The organism is Streptomyces sp. NPDC048483 (genome assembly GCF_040651455.1).
Lineage (GTDB): Bacteria > Actinomycetota > Actinomycetes > Streptomycetales > Streptomycetaceae > Streptomyces.
This window is the reverse complement of record NZ_JBEZJZ010000020.1, coordinates 62,744-77,411: the sequence shown is the minus strand read 5'-3', so window position 1 is coordinate 77,411 and position 14,668 is coordinate 62,744. Positions and strand designations below refer to the sequence as shown.

The window sequence follows — 14,668 nt, the reverse complement described above, 5'->3', positions numbered from 1 at the left end:
CTACCTTTCCCAAAGTTGGGAATGTACGTGTGAAGGGGGCAGGGGAATGACCACAGACACCTCGCCGACGTCGGCCCGGTTAAGCATCGAGGCGGTGCGGCCGCTGCGCACTCTGGACCCGGACGGGCCGCAGGAGGACCTGACATGGCTGGATGAGGCGATCGGCGACGCGAAGGTGGTGGCGATCGGTGAGAACGCGCACTACCACCGCGAGTCGTACCTGCTGCGCCACCGCCTGACGCGGTACCTGGTCGAGCAGCACGGGTTCGGCGCCTACGCGATGGAGTCGGGATTCGTCGAGGGATGGCTGGCCGACGACTGGGTCCGCGGCGGCCAGGGCCGGCCCGGTCACGTCTTGGCGAACGGCATGACGTCGCTGATGGGGCTGTGGACCGAGATGGGGGCCCATCTGGAGTGGATGCGGCAGCACAATCTTGATGCCGCCGGGCCGGTTGGCTTCTACGGCATCGACCTGTCCGGTTCGAATGTCTCCCTGCTGCCCGGCCTGGATGCCGTCATCGCCTACCTCGCACATGCGGATCCTGAGTTCGAGATGGATCCGAGGATCCGGGAGACCGCCTCGGTCTTCGCGGCGCCGTCCGCATTTTCCCTTTCCCAGGCCGTCGCCGCCTACGGACAGCTCGCGCCTGAGCAACGGGATGCGTTGACGGCAGGACTGGCCGAGCTCACCGCGCGGATGGAGGGACGGCGCCTGGACTACCGGCAGCGTACGACTGCCGACACCTACGAGCGTGCGCTGCGCTCGCTGCGCCTGACCGTCGCCATCGACGCGATTGCCCGCGCGATGGCCTGTGGCGACCAGGACAGCCTGTTCTCCAACCGCGACGCTGCGATCGCGGACACCGTCGAATGGATTCTGCGCCGGGAGGACCGGATCGTTCTGGCCGCCCACAATGGCCACGTCCAGCGTCGGCCCGCCCTCCTGCCAGGAATGCCCCCGGCGGCGACGATGGGCATGCACCTGGCCGACCGGATCGGCGAGGACTACCTGGTCATCGGCATCACCAACGGCACAGGTCAAACGCTCAACACCGGAGCCGACTTCTACGATGGCAAGCTCTTCACCGACCTGGAGCCGCCCCGGCCCGGCAGCCTCGACGCGCTCATGTCCGCCAGCTCCGACGGGCCCTTCGCCACCGACCTGCGGCGGCTGTCGCCGACCGACACCGAGGCCGTTCGGGCCGTCTCCGAGCAGCGTCTCGGCGCTCTCTACTGCGACGTGAGGCCCCTGGACGCCTACGACGTCATCGTCCACCTCCCACAGGTCACTGCAGCCGAACCCGACGCCGCCGCTCTCGCCGACTCACCCCACGACGTACAGCAGGCATTTTCCCAGTGGACACCATGACGCCTGCGCCAATGGCCGCCACACCCCGAGCCCAGACGGACCGGGCCCTGGACCGCCGGGCCCACAGCTTGGCCCCGACCCCGTGCCTCCACCTCCTCCGCGTCCCGAGGCACCTGCCGGCGGAGCGCAGCTATTCCTCACGTGCGCTGTTCCTCGGCTCTGGCGGGGCCGGCCGGCCGGGTGACGGCACCGGCGTCTTCGACCCACATCAGCGCGGTCGCTTCCACCGCGACGCGGCCCCCCCCCGACGCCCGGGGCGACTCAGGCGCGCATGCCGCCGTCGACGCGGAGGACCGTGCCGGTGACGTAGGACGAGCGGTCGCTCAGGAGCCAGGCGGCGGCCTGGGCGATCTCTTCCGGATCGGCGGCGCGGCCCAGTGGGGTCTGGGCGTTGAGCTGTTCGATGGTGCCGGGGGACTTCTCATCCCACTCGTGCAGCAGCTCGGTGAGCGTGGTGCCGGGCGCGATGGCATTGACGCGGATGCCCTCCGGGCCGTACGTGGCGGCTGCCGACGCCGTGAGACTGTTGACTGCCCGCTTCGCCGCGCCGTACGCGGGTAGCTGAGGGTTGGCCATCAGGCTGCCGACGCTGGAGGTGTTGACGATGGCCCCGCGCTTCGCGGTGGCGCGGATGGCGGCGATCTCGGCGGTCATGGCCAGCCACGGGCCCTTGAGGTTGACGGCGCAGACATGGTCGAAATCGGCCTCCGACAGCTGGTCCATCGGGCCGGGCGGCTGGCCCGTCGCGCCGTTGTTGAAGGCCACGTCGAGCCGGCCGTACAGCTCCACGGACCGGTCGACGGCGGCACGGACGCCGGCTGCGTCGGCCAGGTCGCACAGTACGTAGTCAGCGGTGCCGCCGGCCGTCCGGATCTCCTCGGTCACCGCCTTGAGCTGGTCCTGGCTGCGGGCCGCGAGGAGCACCCGGGCCCCCTCCCGGGCGAACAGCCGCGCTGCTGCGGCGCCGATGCCGCGACCGGCACCGGTGATGAAGGCGACCTTGTCGGCGAGCAGGCCCGAGGTCCCCGAGGTCGTGGTGGACGTGATCGGTGTGTGGTTCATGCCGACGAGCCTGTGCCCGGCCGCCCCTCTCATCCAGGCACCGGCAGTACCTGGCTGGCACCTCGCTGCCCGAGCACACTAGGGAGGTGGATCGACGAGTACGACAAGAGCTTGGTGACTTCCTGCGCAGCAGGCGCGCACGCATCACCCCCGCCGACGTGGGGCTGCCCGCCGGGGCACGCCGCCGTACCCCTGGACTGCGTCGCGAGGAGGTGGCGCAGCTGGCATTCATCTCGACCGAGTACTACACGCGACTGGAGCAGGCCCGCGCCCCACACCCCTCCCGCGAGGTGCTGGCCCAACTCGCCCGCGCGCTGCGCCTGTCGGACGCCGAGCGCGATCACCTCCACCATCTCGCCGGTACCCCGCCCGGACCCCCGCCCGGACCTTCGCGGGAGATACGACAGAGCATCGTCGACCTGCTGCAGCGGCTGCCGGAGGCCGCGGCGGTCGTGATGTCGGCGACGTACGAGGTCATCGCCTGGAACGACCTGGCCGCCGCCCTGATGGAGGACTTCTCCGCCCTGTCGCGCCGGGACCGGAATCTCATCCGACGCGCCTTCCTCGGCCCCTACCCGCACGGCCGACGGCTGTACGGCGCCTCGGACGCGGACGAGTTCGCCCGGACCTCGGCCCAGCACCTCCGCGCCGCCGCAGCTCGCTACCCCAACGACCCGGAGGTGACCGGTCTCGTCGAGGAACTCCTCGCCGGCAGTGAGGAGTTCGCCCGGCTCTGGGCCGCCCACGACGTGACCGCCCGCCCCACCCTCTGCAAGACCTTCCAGCACCCTCTCGTCGGCCCCGTCACCGTCAGCAGCGACGTCCTGGACATCGCCGACCGGGACCAGCAAGTCGTCATTTACACCGCCGCCCCCGGCTCGCCGTCGGAAGAGGCGCTGCGGCTGCTGTCAGTTCTCGGCACGCAGTGCATGGGCGTGCCCGGAGAGGTGACCCAGATACGCGTCAAAGGGGCAATGAGCTGGTCCTGAGCGCCTGACTGGCGGCCGGGGGACTCACTCGGTTTCGCCCTTGCCTTCGGGCGCCCGCCGTGCGGGCCGTGCTCGCGGGCGGGCGCCTGCCCTTCGAGCGGCTTCTCCCGGATGTACTCGCGCTCGCGGCTTCCCTGCGCAGGAAGCCACCTGAAGGCGATGCAGGTGCGTGAGACCTGGCTTGGCCTGGATGCCACCGGCCCGGAGGGGAAGCCCGCAGTTCGCTGGTACTGCCGCAGCAGCCCGAGCAGGTGAGCACCCGCTCCGTCGTCCCCCGCTCGTTGCTGCTTGCCGCGTCCATGTCGCCCACCCGTCAGAGATGCGGACGGATCCTGTCCGCTAGAGGTGTCAGGGTGACTCCATGGACGCAGACGAACTCGACTGGAACCGCACGCTGCGCGAGCAGTGGGAATTCCACTGGAACCATCAGATCCGAGCCCGGCTCGACGGCCTCACCGACGACGAGTACTTCTGGTCGCCGGTGCCAAACGCCTGGAGCGTGCGGCCGCGCGGCACCTCGACGGCACCCGTGCACGTCGGCGCCGGGGACTTCACGATCGACTACGCCTTCCCCGAGCCGGTCCCCCCGCCCTTCACCACGATCGCCTGGCGGCTCGGTCACGTCATCGTCGGCGTGCTCGCCGCGCGCAACGCGGCGCACTTCGACGCCCCGCCGGCGTCGTACGAGACCTGGGAGTACGCCGGCAGCGCGGCCACCGCGCTCGAGCAGCTCGAGGCCCAACTCGACGTCTGGCTGGCCGGGGTGCGCAGCCTCGGCGACGCCGGGCTCCGGGTCCCGGTCGGCGCGAAGGAGCCCTACCCCGAGGTGCCCATGGCGGACCTGGTGCTGCACATCCACCGCGAGCTGATCCACCATCTGTCCGAGGTCTGCCTGCTGCGCGACCTCTACCGGCACACGCACCCCACTACGAGCGGAGCACCCCGATGAGCCGCCACATCCAGCTCACCTTCGACGCCCACGACCCGCGGGCGCTGTCGTCCTTCTGGCGCGACGTACTGGGCTATGTCCACCCCGGCCCGCCCGGAGTGGACCTGGCCGAGGACGCCGACCCGCAGGCCGCGTGGGACGACTTCCTCGCGCGGGTCGGCGTGCCAAAGGAGGAGCGCAACACGCGATCGGCCATCGAGGACCCGGACGGGCACGGCCCACGGGTGTTCTTCCAGCAGGTACCGGAGGACAAGGTCGCCAAGAACCGCGTCCACCTCGACGTCCGTGCGGCTCCCGGGCTGGAGGGAGAGGAGCGGATGGCGGCGCTGGAGGTCGAATGCGACCGGCTCGTCGCGCTGGGAGCGACGCGGGTACGTCGCGACGAGCCCGCACCCCCGATGAGCATGGGCTACATCGTAATGACCGACCCCGAGGGCAACGAGTTCTGCCTGGACTGACGCAGCCCGGCTGTAGTCGCGGCTTCCTCGGCCGGTCTTGCGGCCGAGGAAGCCGGCGCTGACGAGCTGCTCCAGCAGCGGGGCGGGCCGCGAAGCCGGGCTCGCGGAACTCCAGGTGGAGCTCGCGCTGGATCGCGGCATCACGCCGCCCGGTCGAGTCCGGCTCCGGCAAGCGCGGTAAGCCGGTCGTCTGCGAGACGGCCGCTCCGGGAGGTGACGCCGGACAGCTATTCGCGTTCCCCGGTGCCGTCTCGCAGGCCCGAATCTCCGTTGTACGGAGGCGAGTTGCCGCTGTCCCGGGGCGACCGGGCCAGGGCATTGCGTCGAACTCACGCCGGACGTTCCTGGGCGCAAGGGGACTTACGTAACAGGAGAGCCGCGTTGGGCACCCGTCGAGTGGTTTACGGTTCTCGTCCGTGTGAATGTACTTCCGCCGTGTCGCTCGTATGCCAAGAGTGATGCGCGATGAGCACACAAGACATGAGCACTCCAGATGTCAGCATTCCGGCCACGAAGAACAGGAATGTATCGAGCGAGGAACAAGTCACCTCGGATATCTCACCCACCTCGCGCACCTCACCCCCGCTGCACGGCGCACCGCCCTCGCGGCGTCGTGTGGTCACGGCGACCGGTGCCTCGGCGCTCGCTGCCGGGCTCACCGCCGCCTTGGCCGCGCCCGCGACCGCGCTGAGCCCTGCCACCGCACCCTCGACGGTGCCGGCCGCGGTGCCGCCCGGCGTCGACCGCAAGGCGTACACCACGGTCGCCCGCGCCATCGCCGTCTACGACGAGCACGACAAGCCCCTGGTCCCGGCCTACGTGAAGGCCGTCGAGAACGGTCTGCCCGCCAGCCGGGCCAAGGCAACGAAGCGGGTCCTGATCGTCGGGGCCGGACCGGCCGGCCTGCTCGCCGCCGACCTGCTCAACCGGGCGGGCCACGATGTCGTCGTGATCGAGGCCAACGGCAACCGCGTCGGCGGCCGTATCAAGACGTTCCGCAAGGGCGGCCACGAGAACGGCGAGCAGCCCTTCGCCGACCCCCGGCAGTACGCCGAGGCCGGGGCCATGCGGCTGCCCGACAGCCACCCGCTCCTCATGGCACTGCTCAAGAGGTTCGACCTCGCGCTCCAGGAGTTCTACCTGGTGGATGTGGAGGTCAACAACCCGACCCAGCAGGCCAACCGCACCTGGATCCATGTCAACGGCATCCGCATGCGCCGGGCCGAGTACGAGAAGAACCCCGAAACGATCAACGACACCTTCGGTATCACGGGCCCCCACCGCAAGGAGACTGCCTCCGCCATCCTTGCGCACGCCCTCGAACCCGCACACCGCCTCATCCGGGGCAAGGAAGGAACAGCCCTCGTCAACGGGTGGGTCAAGGTCCTCAAGAGGTACGGCCACTGGTCCATGTACCGCTACCTCACCGAAGTCGCCCGGCTCGACACCAGGACCATCGACCTCATCGGCACCATCCAGAATCTGACCTCACGGCTGCACCTCTCCTTCGTGCACAGCTTCCTCTCCAGCGCGCTGATCGACCCCAAAACCAAGTTCTGGGAGATCAAGGGCGGCTCCGGGAAGCTCGCCGACGCGCTGTACGCGCCCGTGAAGGCGAAGGTGAGGCTCGACAGGCGCGCCGTACGCATCGAACGCAATGGCGGCAAGGTCAGGGTGCACACCGTCTCCGAGGACTGCCAGACCGGCGAGGGCGGTGTCACGGAGGTCTTCGAGGGCGACGAGGCGATCATCACCGTCCCCTTCTCCGGACTGCGCCATGTGCCCTTCGACCCGCCGCTGACCTACGGCAAGCGCCGGGCCATCACGGAACTGCACTACGACGCCGCGACCAAGGTGCTGCTGGAGTTCTCCCGCCGCTGGTGGGAGTTCACCGAGGAGCAGTGGAAGCAGGCGCTGAACTCCATCGAGGACAACCTCTACGACAAGTACACGTTGGGCCAGGTCAAGGACGGCAAGTACCTCGGCGTGCACAAGTCCGTCAAGGACCTGGGGGTGACGATCCCCGACGAACTCAAGAAGTGCTTCGCCGTCTTCCGCCCCGTCATGAGCGCCGAACCCGCTGCCGCTCATACCCGCGGAGGCGGCTCCGTGAGCGACAACCCCAACCGCTTCATGTACTTCGAGCACTCAGGGGGCAAGGAAGTCGGCGACGGAGGCATCACGCTCGCCTCTTACAGCTGGTCCGACGACGCCCTCAAGTGGGACGCGTACGCTGACGGCGAGCGGTATCTGCGCGCCCTCGCCGGGCTGCAGGCCGTCTATGGCCGCCGCTGCGAGGTCTTCTTCACCAACAAGTGCAAGACCCAGTCGTGGATGCGCGACCACTACGCCTACGGTGAGGCTTCCGTACTCTTCCCAGGCCAGCACGCGGAACTGTTCCCCGACATCCCCACCTCGGAAGGGCCGCTGCATTTCGCGGGGGACCACACCTCCATCAAGCCCGCCTGGATCGAAGGCGCCCTCGAATCCGCCGTCCGCACGGCATTGAAGGTCCACACAGGCTGACAGGGGTGGCGGGACGGCCAGGCCGCACCCGCTCGGACCAAAAAGTTCACCGACCCTCGTCCCTGCGCGGCCATCGTGGACCGCCCGACGTTCAACGGCACATCATCGAGACCGGCACCGCGGCTCCTACCGCCTCGCCGGCCACTCACGCGCGAGCCGAGAAGCCGGCCATGACCGGCCGACATCCGCCGCTACCGCGCTGACGGCCCGCCGCCCTCACGGGCGGCGGGCTCAACCGCTCAGCTCGCCGAAGCACCCTGGTGCAAGGACATCCGTCGGCCGGCTTGCGTCATACGCCACCGGTGGTGTCCTTGTTCGCGGATGCCTGCGGATGCCTGCGGATGCCTGCGGCGGTGCGGTGGGGGAGTTCCGCTGGTGGAGCGAGCGGGATCACGAGATCATCGCGGCGGGGCCCCGCCCGCGCCGGTGGATCCGGTGTCCTGTGTGTACCTGATCACTGGAGCGGATGCTCGCCGAGCGGCGCACGGAGCCGGCCTCGGCACGGCTTCCGCCGCATCACCCGGACTCCGGCGAGCTGACGGATCAGCTGACCGCGCTGTGGCGGAGCCTCCCGCGGCGCGAGGACGTCGACGCCGACACGGACTTCTTCGCCTGCGGAGGCAACTGCATGCTCGCCGCCGTGGCGATGCAGGAACTGCAGAACATGAGCGGTGTATCGCCCAGCCTCACCGAGGTGTTCGAGCGGCCCACGCCGCGGGAACTGGCCGCCGGTGTCCGCGATACCGAGCGGCGCGAGGAGGCGGCCGCCGGTTGAGGCCCCGTGGCCCTGGCCTCTCCTTCGGCCCCGGCTTCTACTTCGCGGTGAGCCGGGTTTCGCCCTGGATCTGCTCGATCAGTCCTGACGGTGTGTCGACCGTCGCGAGGCGGCCGTTGCTGATCAGGGCGACCCGGTCGCACAGCCGCTCGGCCTCATCCATGGAGTTCGTGGCGAGGTCGTCGAAGACCGCCACCTGGGTGGCCTCGGCCCGCTGCGCGTGGAGGTCGCCGCCGAGCACGCGGACCTTTCCACCGTCGCACGTGTGCAGCCCCTCGACGCACTCCAGGGCCGTGGTCTTGCCTGACACCACATGCTCAGGAATCGACGCGTGCCGCTACTGATGGTTCGGTTCGCCGGCGCCGAGATAGGCCAGGACAGCCCGGACCCGGCGGTTTGTGTCGTCGTCGGTGGCAAGGCCGAGCTTGGCGAAGATCGTGGTCGTGTACTTGCTGATGGCGCCCTCGCTCAGGAACAGCCGGCCCGCGATCGCGGTGTTGCTCAGGCCCTCGGCCATCAGCGCGAGCACCGAGCGTTCCCGCTCGGTGAGCGTGGCGAGCGGATCGGCCCGCACGAGGCGGCCCAGCAGTTTTGCGACGACCGTCGGGTCGAGTGCCGTACCGCCGTCGGCGACGCGGTGAAGCGCGTCCATGAACTGTCCGGCGTCCAGGACGCGGTCCTTGAGCTGGTAGCCGACGCCGCCGTGCCCGTCGGCGAGAAGTTCGCGCGCATACAGCTGTTCCACGTGCTGCGAGAGGATGAGCACGGGCAGCCCCGGAACCTTCCGGCGGGCGGCGAGAGCGGCCTGAAGTCCCTCGTCGGAGAACGTCGGTGGCAGTCGGACGTCCACGATCGCCGCGTCCGGCCGCAGGGTGAGCAGCGCGTCGAGCGTGGCGGGCCCCGTATCGACCGCCGCGACCACGGTGTGCCCGTGTGCCTCGAGGATACGGACCATCCCGTCGCGGAGCAGGAAGAGGTCTTCGGCTACGACAACGCGCATGGCACCGCCACGGTGAGGTGAGTGGGACCCCCGGTGGGGCTGTCGATTTCCAGACGGCCGTTGAACGCCGCCATCCGACGCTCGATCCCGCGCAGGCCCGAGCCTGCCGAGGCGACGGCTCCGCCGATTCCGTTGTCGGTCACCGTCGCGGTGAGAGTCTGCTGCGCAAAGCCGAATTCGACTGTCACCTGGGAGGCTTCGGCATGCTTGGCGACATTCGCCATCAGTTCCGCGACGGCGAAGTAGACCGCCGACTCCACGGGACGCTCGGGCCGGGCGGGCACCGTGCTGTGCACGGTGACCTCGATGGGAGCGTCGAGCGCCAGGGCCCGGACGGCGTCCACCAGGCCGCGCTCGGCGAGTACCGGCGGGTTGATGCCGCGGACCAGCGAACGCAGCTCGGCGAGCGCGGTCGCAGACGCGGTACGGGCCTCGGCGAGGAGTGCCTTCGCGGCGGCAGGATCGGTGTCGACGAGTTGCTCGGCGGCACCCACCGACATACCCATGGCGAGCAGCCGGGCCTGGGTTCCGTCGTGCAAGTCCCGCTCGATGCGCTCCAGTTCGACCGCCTGAGTCTGGGTCAGGTCCGCCTGGATGGCTTCCAGCTCCTTGACCCGCCTGCCGAGCCACGAGCGCGGGATCGGCCCGAGGAACCGATGCGCCACGGGCCAAAAGATCCGCCACGCGAACGGGGCGCCGGCCAGACTGGCGACGATGAGGGCGACGCCGTATCCGAGGAGACCCGGCGTCACCGTCATGTACACGCCGCCGGCGAGCCCGAGCAACGGCATGGCCGCGATCGGCAGCACCGTCACACCGGCGACCACGGTCCACAGCCCGTCCCAGTGCAACTGCGGATCGTGGAATCGGGCGTGCACCTTGGCCCGGCGGCGCGCTTCCCGTTCGGACCGGTGGTACTCGTGGCCGTCCCACCAATAACCCGTCGACATGCGGCTGACCTGAGGAACGGCGCGGTAGGTCACCTCCAGGCCCATGCCCAGCCAGCTCTCCGCGCAGCGCCGCGCGGCCTTGGCCAGGGGCGGGCTGGTCAGCGGGTGCACGATCCAGACGGCCACGGTGATCCACAAAAGCACCATCAGTGTCTGACCGAGGGCCACCAGCGCCCGTACGGCCAGGGGAGCGCTCAACCCCTCGGACCAGGTGCGGACCACGTGGGAGCCGCCCAGCGCGACGCCCAGGCACACCACCGGCATCAGCCAGGTCAGCCCGGTCAGTACCGCGGACCGGTACAACCCACGCACGATCTCGACCCACCAGCGCAGTGGACCGCCTCCCGCAGGCAGTCTCATCCGTCTGATCCTTTCGCCACAAAGCCATTCTGCCAGCCGGGAATCGACGCACCCGACCCATACCGGAGAGCGTATGGCCGGACCGTCTGAGCTGGTATCCCGCTACGCCCCGCGGGAAGTGGGGCTAGCCCCACCCGGTTCCGGCCGTCCGGCATCGGGGCGCAACCGAGGGCGGGGGACCGTCATCGCGGTGGTGACCAGGCCCTGGCAAACGGTCCACCTTCCCTCGACGTGTCCGAGCCGTCGGGCACCCACCAGCGGTCCGGGGACGAGTAGTTCGGCGCGGTAGCCGTCGCCAAGGGTCATGCTGCCGAGCAGACCCTGCGGCCGGCGCGGGGCACCGCGCTCACCGGGCAGTACGGGCTGCGGCGGCACGCCGAGCGTGTCCATGGAGCGGCGGGCGCAGGGCCTGCTTGGCGGCGAACTCGCGGCGCTGCTTGGTCGTCGTCGAGTGCGGCGAGCCGGCGCTCGGTCCCGGCCACCCGGGCCCGGCACCAGCCCCTCGCGGCTCGGGCCGGTTCGCGGCACAGCTCGACCAGGTGCTCGTAGCGGGCGGAGCCGCGCAGAGCAGGGCTCGCGGCATAGCCGATGTGCAGGTCGCTGATGGCCGGCAACTGCGCGGTCCCGTCGGCCATCGAAGCCCTCCTCGCTCCCGCACGCACGAGATCGGGACCACGAGAACACACGCCGCTACACCCGGACAGGGGTGTTCAAGTGCCACCGGCAGACGTCAACCGGCAGCGGTACGAGGGTGGTTGGCAAGCGCGCAGAGAGCTACGTGACGCTCACTTCACATGGCGTGAGTCTGAAGCTGTCCAAGGAGCTCGACCTCCACTGGGGCAGCCACCGTCTTCACCTGGTGGGAACGGCGAGGAGGAAAGAAGGGGGGAACGGCAGGCATCGAGATCAAGTGGAACGCACCGACACGGCCGACAGCCGTCCTGTCCCGGTGACAAGTTCCGGTGTGACAGGACGGCTGTCGGCCGTGTCGGCCGCGAGTCGGGGGAGGCCCTGCCCGCGCATTCGCGACGGCCCGTTTCCGGGCCGTCGGACCTGCGAGTGCCCCGGACTCCTGACGGGAAAGGGAGGACAACCCCTTACGAAGCCTTGGGGAATACGACGCGCAGTCCGGCACCCTTGGTGACGAAGGCAGCCCCGACGAGCGCCAGGGCGGACACACCCTGCATCACGGCGTACCACGCCGGGCAGAGGCCGGGGATCAGGTCAACGGCGATGATCGCGATCGGCAGGACGACGGTGAGGGTGCTCAGGCGCTCATACGCCCGTCGCGATCCCCGCGAAACGCTGACGGCGATCCGGTCGATCACTACGGAGACCGCGAGCAGGAGGGCCGACCGGACCCACATGAACGTGGTCACCGAGTGGCCGCTGAACGCCATTACGGCAACCGTGCCCAGGACGATGGCGCTGATGACGCCGTAGAGCACAACGCACTTCTTCACCGTGTCGAAGGCATGCTGCGTCTGCGGGGCGTTGAGCTGCGCTTCCTCGACCGGGGCCTCGTTGGTGTTTGCCATGACTTTCTTCCTCCGTCTCGTTGTGGTCTCGACGCTATGCAGTGCGCGGGCGGCGCAGTATGGGCCTGGGCGTACGGGACGGTGGGGCCAGCCCCACCCTTGTTGCAGGGCCGTCACGGTGGGAGCGTCGGGTTGACAAACAACGAGGACCAAGAACCCTCCGTGCGGCTTCTCTCCTTTCCCGCAAGCACAACAGCTGACACCTTGTGCACGTCTGAGTTGACGGTGGAGGAGACAGGAAAGAACCGCCCGCAGACGAGATCACCGGGTTTGGAATCCACTCGAGTCAAGCAGGTGCGACGCGGCCGTGCTCCTATTGCATCCGCCCGGTAATGATCGGCACGGTTTGAACAAAACCCACGCGAACCCCAAGGGGCGCTCCGTATGAATTTCCCGTTCGGATCACGCCAAGAGGACACGGTTCCGGAGGAGCGCGAAGCCGGCCCGGCCGTACATTTGATGTTTGATCATGTTATTCGGCCGGCATGGCCCTCGACGATCCCCGCGGGCAAGTCGGCGGCGCGGACCACCGCGATCCATTCGAGGAGTCGGTCGCCCTGGAGCTGAGTGAGCAGTCTCCGGGAGACATCGGGGTGAGTGAGATCCGTCTGGTGACCGTCCGAGGTGTGGGTGGGGGAGCGTCCGCCTCAGCGGGACTGGGGAGGGGATCACCGTGCTCCATCACCCCGCTGACCAGGCCACGCTCACCTACGGGCCGGCTGTGGCGCGCCGACTGGAACTTGGTCCAGTTGGCTTTATCGACCAGGGCGTCATCATCGCCGATGTCGCCGATGTCGCCGATGTCGCCGATCGAGTTCGACGCGGGCCCGGCGCCGTGGTGCAGCGCTGTCACCTGGCGCTACCGATAAGCCATCCGGCTTCATCTCCTCATGGGAGAGGCGTATGCGGGCGGCTCGATCCGCCGCTCGGTCGAGAGGCCGTACACCTCGGGATGCCGGTACCTGCCATGCGCGTGCCCGTCCTTGGAAGTTTCCACGAGGAGAGGGTTGGCGCGCGTAGGGGCATGTCGGACTCCGGTCACCTGCCGGCAAACCCGCGTGCCGGGGTCGCCTCCGGCGATCGTGAACCGATTACCTTCCAGTTCCCGTGCCACATGCAGGTTCGGGGCCGCGCAGCCGATGGCTGTGAGTTGGTAGCGGAACCGCTCGTTGAGTGCCTGGAACCGGCCCGGCAGAGCGATCTCGGCATCTCCACTCTCATCCAGGACGACCTCACCGTCGTAGACGTTCTTCCTCTCGTCGCTCTCGACGGAAGCATGACTGAGGGCGCGAACGGCACTTCGGGGCTGTCACCGGCGTAGCGCCCACGACAGCCACAGCTGCGACTTCTCATTGCGATGTCATGAAGGATTCTCACTCGGATGTCTTCAATTTCCCGTTGTCACGCTGCAGTTCTTGTGACGTCATATGAGATTCAACCGTGACATCACATGAGAAGTGTCGGCGCTTCGAGATGAGAAGTCCTCATGGGCTGCCGAGGATGCGGCGGGGGCAAAGGATCCCACGTGCATGGGGACGAGGCCGCTGAAGGACTCCGACGCGCGTGGGGAGGACACGGTCGACCTCTACGCCAGCACGCTCCGAGTGGACGCGGAGCGCAGGATTGGCGGTCTCGTCGTCGACGGCGGTGATGTCGACGACGACCAGACCCGGCTCACCGACATGACCTTCAGAGATCTTCATGATGGGGCAGACGCCGCGCGTGCCCGACGAAGTTCGCCGGGCACGCAGCAGTCACCCAGATATGCAGGAAAGGCGACAATGACGAGCGGCAACGCGCAGGTATGGCTGCGGTCTTCGTGGAGACAGGGTAATCAGTCGAGCAGCCCTATTCCTGCGTCGATCAGCTGCGGCTCACAGCCCGATCAACGGGTATGCAGGGCTGGATGAGACACCCTCAAAACATCCCGAATTCGTCATCAATGCGCTGTTGCCAACCTTCATTGGCTAATTCGGCAACAACCAAGAGGTCTCTCCAGTCTCGTTGCGCGTAATCCGCCGCTTGTGCGAATCGATCGGCATCCCCTTGGCTGTAGAGCAGAACGGCGGCAGCGATTCTCTCCTCGGCGATCAACCAGCCATGCGTAACAGATTTGACGAGCTCCTCAAGAAGCTGCGCAACGGTCGCACTCTCATCCTGAGGGAAGTCCCTCTCGACGCGGCGGGTGATTCTTGCTGAAAGTGTCACAATTATCCTTGTGAGATCAGAATTACTCAACGACCTCGGGCGATCGGACGACTATGCGCGGTTTGCCCCGGCGGTGTCGGCCCGGGAGACGGCGGAGGCGTTCAAGCCGACCGATGCCGTGGTGATGACTTCGTCCAGGACGTCGCGGGAGCGGATCAGGTCGGTGATCATTCGATTGATACGGTCCCGTTCCGTGGTGAGTTCGTTGACCAGCCGTGGCGTGGCAATCTCGTTCGGGGCGCCGTCCGCGTCGCGCATGCAGGGGAGCAGCTGAGCGATCTTCTTGCTGTTCAGCCCCGCGGCATAGAGTGCCTGGATACGGATGACCCGGTCGACCGCCCACTCGCCGTAGTGCCGTTGGCCACCCGGAGTGCGCTCGGCCCTCAGCAGCCCCTGCGTCTCGTAATAGCGCAGCGAACGCTCGCTCACCCCACTGCGCCGAGCCAGTTCACCGATCCGCATTTCCCACCTCTCATGCCGACTC

The 14,668-nt window shown here is 68.4% G+C and carries 16 protein-coding genes and 2 pseudogenes; 7 read left to right on the top strand and 11 right to left on the bottom strand.

The annotated features are described in order from the left end of the window. Positions 1-46 precede the first annotated feature (46 nt). Positions 47-1,369 (top strand): erythromycin esterase family protein, encoded by a 1,323-nt coding sequence (locus AB0D04_RS13730; RefSeq protein WP_362702580.1) that lies wholly within the window; start codon positions 47-49, stop codon positions 1,367-1,369. 261 nt (positions 1,370-1,630) lie between these two features. Here the strand turns inward: AB0D04_RS13730 and AB0D04_RS13725 are convergent, their stop codons facing one another. Then, a complete protein-coding gene (locus AB0D04_RS13725) occupies positions 1,631-2,431 on the bottom strand; it encodes a glucose 1-dehydrogenase (RefSeq protein ID WP_362702578.1) in 801 nt (266 codons plus the stop codon). Between the two features lie 86 nt (positions 2,432-2,517). On the opposite strand from AB0D04_RS13725, the gene AB0D04_RS13720 reads away from it, so the two are divergent. The 3 genes from AB0D04_RS13720 to AB0D04_RS13710 all read left to right on the top strand — a co-directional run bounded on the left by AB0D04_RS13720 (position 2,518) and on the right by AB0D04_RS13710 (position 4,827). After that, on the top strand, positions 2,518-3,420 hold the full coding sequence (locus AB0D04_RS13720) for a helix-turn-helix transcriptional regulator (protein WP_362702576.1): 903 nt from the start codon (positions 2,518-2,520) through the stop codon (positions 3,418-3,420). 361 nt (positions 3,421-3,781) lie between these two features. Continuing rightward, complete coding sequence (locus tag AB0D04_RS13715) at positions 3,782-4,369, top strand: DinB family protein (RefSeq protein WP_362702574.1); 588 nt, start codon at positions 3,782-3,784, stop codon at positions 4,367-4,369. Beyond that, entirely contained in the window at positions 4,366-4,827 is a 462-nt protein-coding gene (locus AB0D04_RS13710) for a VOC family protein (RefSeq protein WP_362702573.1), read from the top strand. Before AB0D04_RS13715 ends, AB0D04_RS13710 begins: the two co-directional genes overlap by 4 nt. Before the next feature lie 3 nt (positions 4,828-4,830). On the opposite strand, the pseudogene AB0D04_RS13705 reads toward AB0D04_RS13710, so the two are convergent. After that, positions 4,831-4,963: pseudogene (locus AB0D04_RS13705) on the bottom strand (3-hydroxyacyl-CoA dehydrogenase family protein); the annotation flags it as partial. A 344-nt stretch (positions 4,964-5,307) separates the two neighbouring features. Between AB0D04_RS13705 and AB0D04_RS13700 the strand changes: the two are divergent. Together AB0D04_RS13700 and AB0D04_RS13695 are read left to right on the top strand one after the other, a co-directional pair. After that, positions 5,308-7,353 carry an FAD-dependent oxidoreductase gene (locus AB0D04_RS13700; RefSeq protein ID WP_362702572.1) on the top strand — a complete coding sequence of 682 codons (2,046 nt, stop codon included), beginning with the start codon at positions 5,308-5,310 and terminating at the stop codon, positions 7,351-7,353. A gap of 466 nt (positions 7,354-7,819) precedes the next feature. Further along, positions 7,820-8,128, top strand: coding sequence for a phosphopantetheine-binding protein (locus tag AB0D04_RS13695; protein ID WP_362702570.1), 309 nt, complete (start codon positions 7,820-7,822; stop codon positions 8,126-8,128). Between the two features lie 37 nt (positions 8,129-8,165). Here AB0D04_RS13695 and AB0D04_RS13690 read toward each other — a convergent pair whose 3' ends face one another. The 6 genes and pseudogenes from AB0D04_RS13690 to AB0D04_RS13665 form a co-directional block, all read right to left on the bottom strand. Further along, complete coding sequence (locus AB0D04_RS13690) at positions 8,166-8,438, bottom strand: hypothetical protein (RefSeq protein ID WP_362702569.1); 273 nt, start codon at positions 8,436-8,438, stop codon at positions 8,166-8,168. Between the two features lie 27 nt (positions 8,439-8,465). Further along, complete coding sequence (locus AB0D04_RS13685; protein WP_362702567.1) at positions 8,466-9,128, bottom strand: response regulator transcription factor; 663 nt, start codon at positions 9,126-9,128, stop codon at positions 8,466-8,468. Continuing rightward, a complete protein-coding gene (locus tag AB0D04_RS13680; protein ID WP_362702565.1) occupies positions 9,113-10,438 on the bottom strand; it encodes a histidine kinase in 1,326 nt (441 codons plus the stop codon). The genes AB0D04_RS13685 and AB0D04_RS13680 overlap by 16 nt, the downstream gene beginning before the upstream one ends. A 102-nt stretch (positions 10,439-10,540) precedes the next feature. Next, positions 10,541-10,849: pseudogene (locus tag AB0D04_RS13675) on the bottom strand (hypothetical protein); the annotation flags it as partial. Next, positions 10,741-11,073, bottom strand: a complete 333-nt coding sequence (locus AB0D04_RS13670) for a hypothetical protein (RefSeq protein WP_362702640.1) — start codon at positions 11,071-11,073, stop codon at positions 10,741-10,743. The pseudogene AB0D04_RS13675 and the gene AB0D04_RS13670, both read right to left, overlap by 109 nt. A gap of 462 nt (positions 11,074-11,535) precedes the next feature. After that, positions 11,536-11,976, bottom strand: a complete 441-nt coding sequence (locus tag AB0D04_RS13665) for a hypothetical protein (protein WP_362702564.1) — start codon at positions 11,974-11,976, stop codon at positions 11,536-11,538. Between the two features lie 673 nt (positions 11,977-12,649). Here AB0D04_RS13665 and AB0D04_RS13660 point away from each other — a divergent pair. After that, positions 12,650-13,297: a hypothetical protein gene (locus tag AB0D04_RS13660; protein ID WP_362702562.1), complete on the top strand. Its 648-nt coding sequence runs from the start codon at positions 12,650-12,652 to the stop codon at positions 13,295-13,297. 163 nt (positions 13,298-13,460) lie between these two features. Here the strand turns inward: AB0D04_RS13660 and AB0D04_RS13655 are convergent, their stop codons facing one another. From AB0D04_RS13655 to AB0D04_RS13645, 3 genes are all read right to left on the bottom strand, one after another. After that, positions 13,461-13,679, bottom strand: coding sequence for a DUF6207 family protein (locus AB0D04_RS13655; RefSeq protein WP_362702561.1), 219 nt, complete (start codon positions 13,677-13,679; stop codon positions 13,461-13,463). Positions 13,680-13,893: 214 nt separating this feature from the next. Further along, the gene (locus tag AB0D04_RS13650) at positions 13,894-14,184 is read right to left on the bottom strand and encodes a hypothetical protein (RefSeq protein WP_362702560.1); all 291 of its coding nucleotides are present in this window, start codon (positions 14,182-14,184) and stop codon (positions 13,894-13,896) included. A 51-nt stretch (positions 14,185-14,235) separates the two neighbouring features. Continuing rightward, the gene (locus AB0D04_RS13645; RefSeq protein WP_362702559.1) at positions 14,236-14,646 is read right to left on the bottom strand and encodes a MerR family transcriptional regulator; all 411 of its coding nucleotides are present in this window, start codon (positions 14,644-14,646) and stop codon (positions 14,236-14,238) included. Between the last annotated feature and the right edge of the window lie 22 nt (positions 14,647-14,668).

Coding starts and splice junctions, on each gene's coding strand:
- AB0D04_RS13730 (WP_362702580.1), top strand. CDS start 47: ATGACCACAGACACCTCGCCGACGTCGGCCCGGTTAAGCATCGAGGCG.
- AB0D04_RS13725 (WP_362702578.1), bottom strand. CDS start 2,431: ATGAACCACACACCGATCACGTCCACCACGACCTCGGGGACCTCGGGC.
- AB0D04_RS13715 (WP_362702574.1), top strand. CDS start 3,782: ATGGACGCAGACGAACTCGACTGGAACCGCACGCTGCGCGAGCAGTGG.
- AB0D04_RS13710 (WP_362702573.1), top strand. CDS start 4,366: ATGAGCCGCCACATCCAGCTCACCTTCGACGCCCACGACCCGCGGGCG.
- AB0D04_RS13700 (WP_362702572.1), top strand. CDS start 5,308: ATGAGCACTCCAGATGTCAGCATTCCGGCCACGAAGAACAGGAATGTA.
- AB0D04_RS13695 (WP_362702570.1), top strand. CDS start 7,820: ATGCTCGCCGAGCGGCGCACGGAGCCGGCCTCGGCACGGCTTCCGCCG.
- AB0D04_RS13685 (WP_362702567.1), bottom strand. CDS start 9,128: ATGCGCGTTGTCGTAGCCGAAGACCTCTTCCTGCTCCGCGACGGGATG.
- AB0D04_RS13680 (WP_362702565.1), bottom strand. CDS start 10,438: ATGAGACTGCCTGCGGGAGGCGGTCCACTGCGCTGGTGGGTCGAGATC.
- AB0D04_RS13670 (WP_362702640.1), bottom strand. CDS start 11,073: ATGGCCGACGGGACCGCGCAGTTGCCGGCCATCAGCGACCTGCACATC.
- AB0D04_RS13665 (WP_362702564.1), bottom strand. CDS start 11,976: ATGGCAAACACCAACGAGGCCCCGGTCGAGGAAGCGCAGCTCAACGCC.
- AB0D04_RS13655 (WP_362702561.1), bottom strand. CDS start 13,679: ATGAAGATCTCTGAAGGTCATGTCGGTGAGCCGGGTCTGGTCGTCGTC.
- AB0D04_RS13645 (WP_362702559.1), bottom strand. CDS start 14,646: ATGCGGATCGGTGAACTGGCTCGGCGCAGTGGGGTGAGCGAGCGTTCG.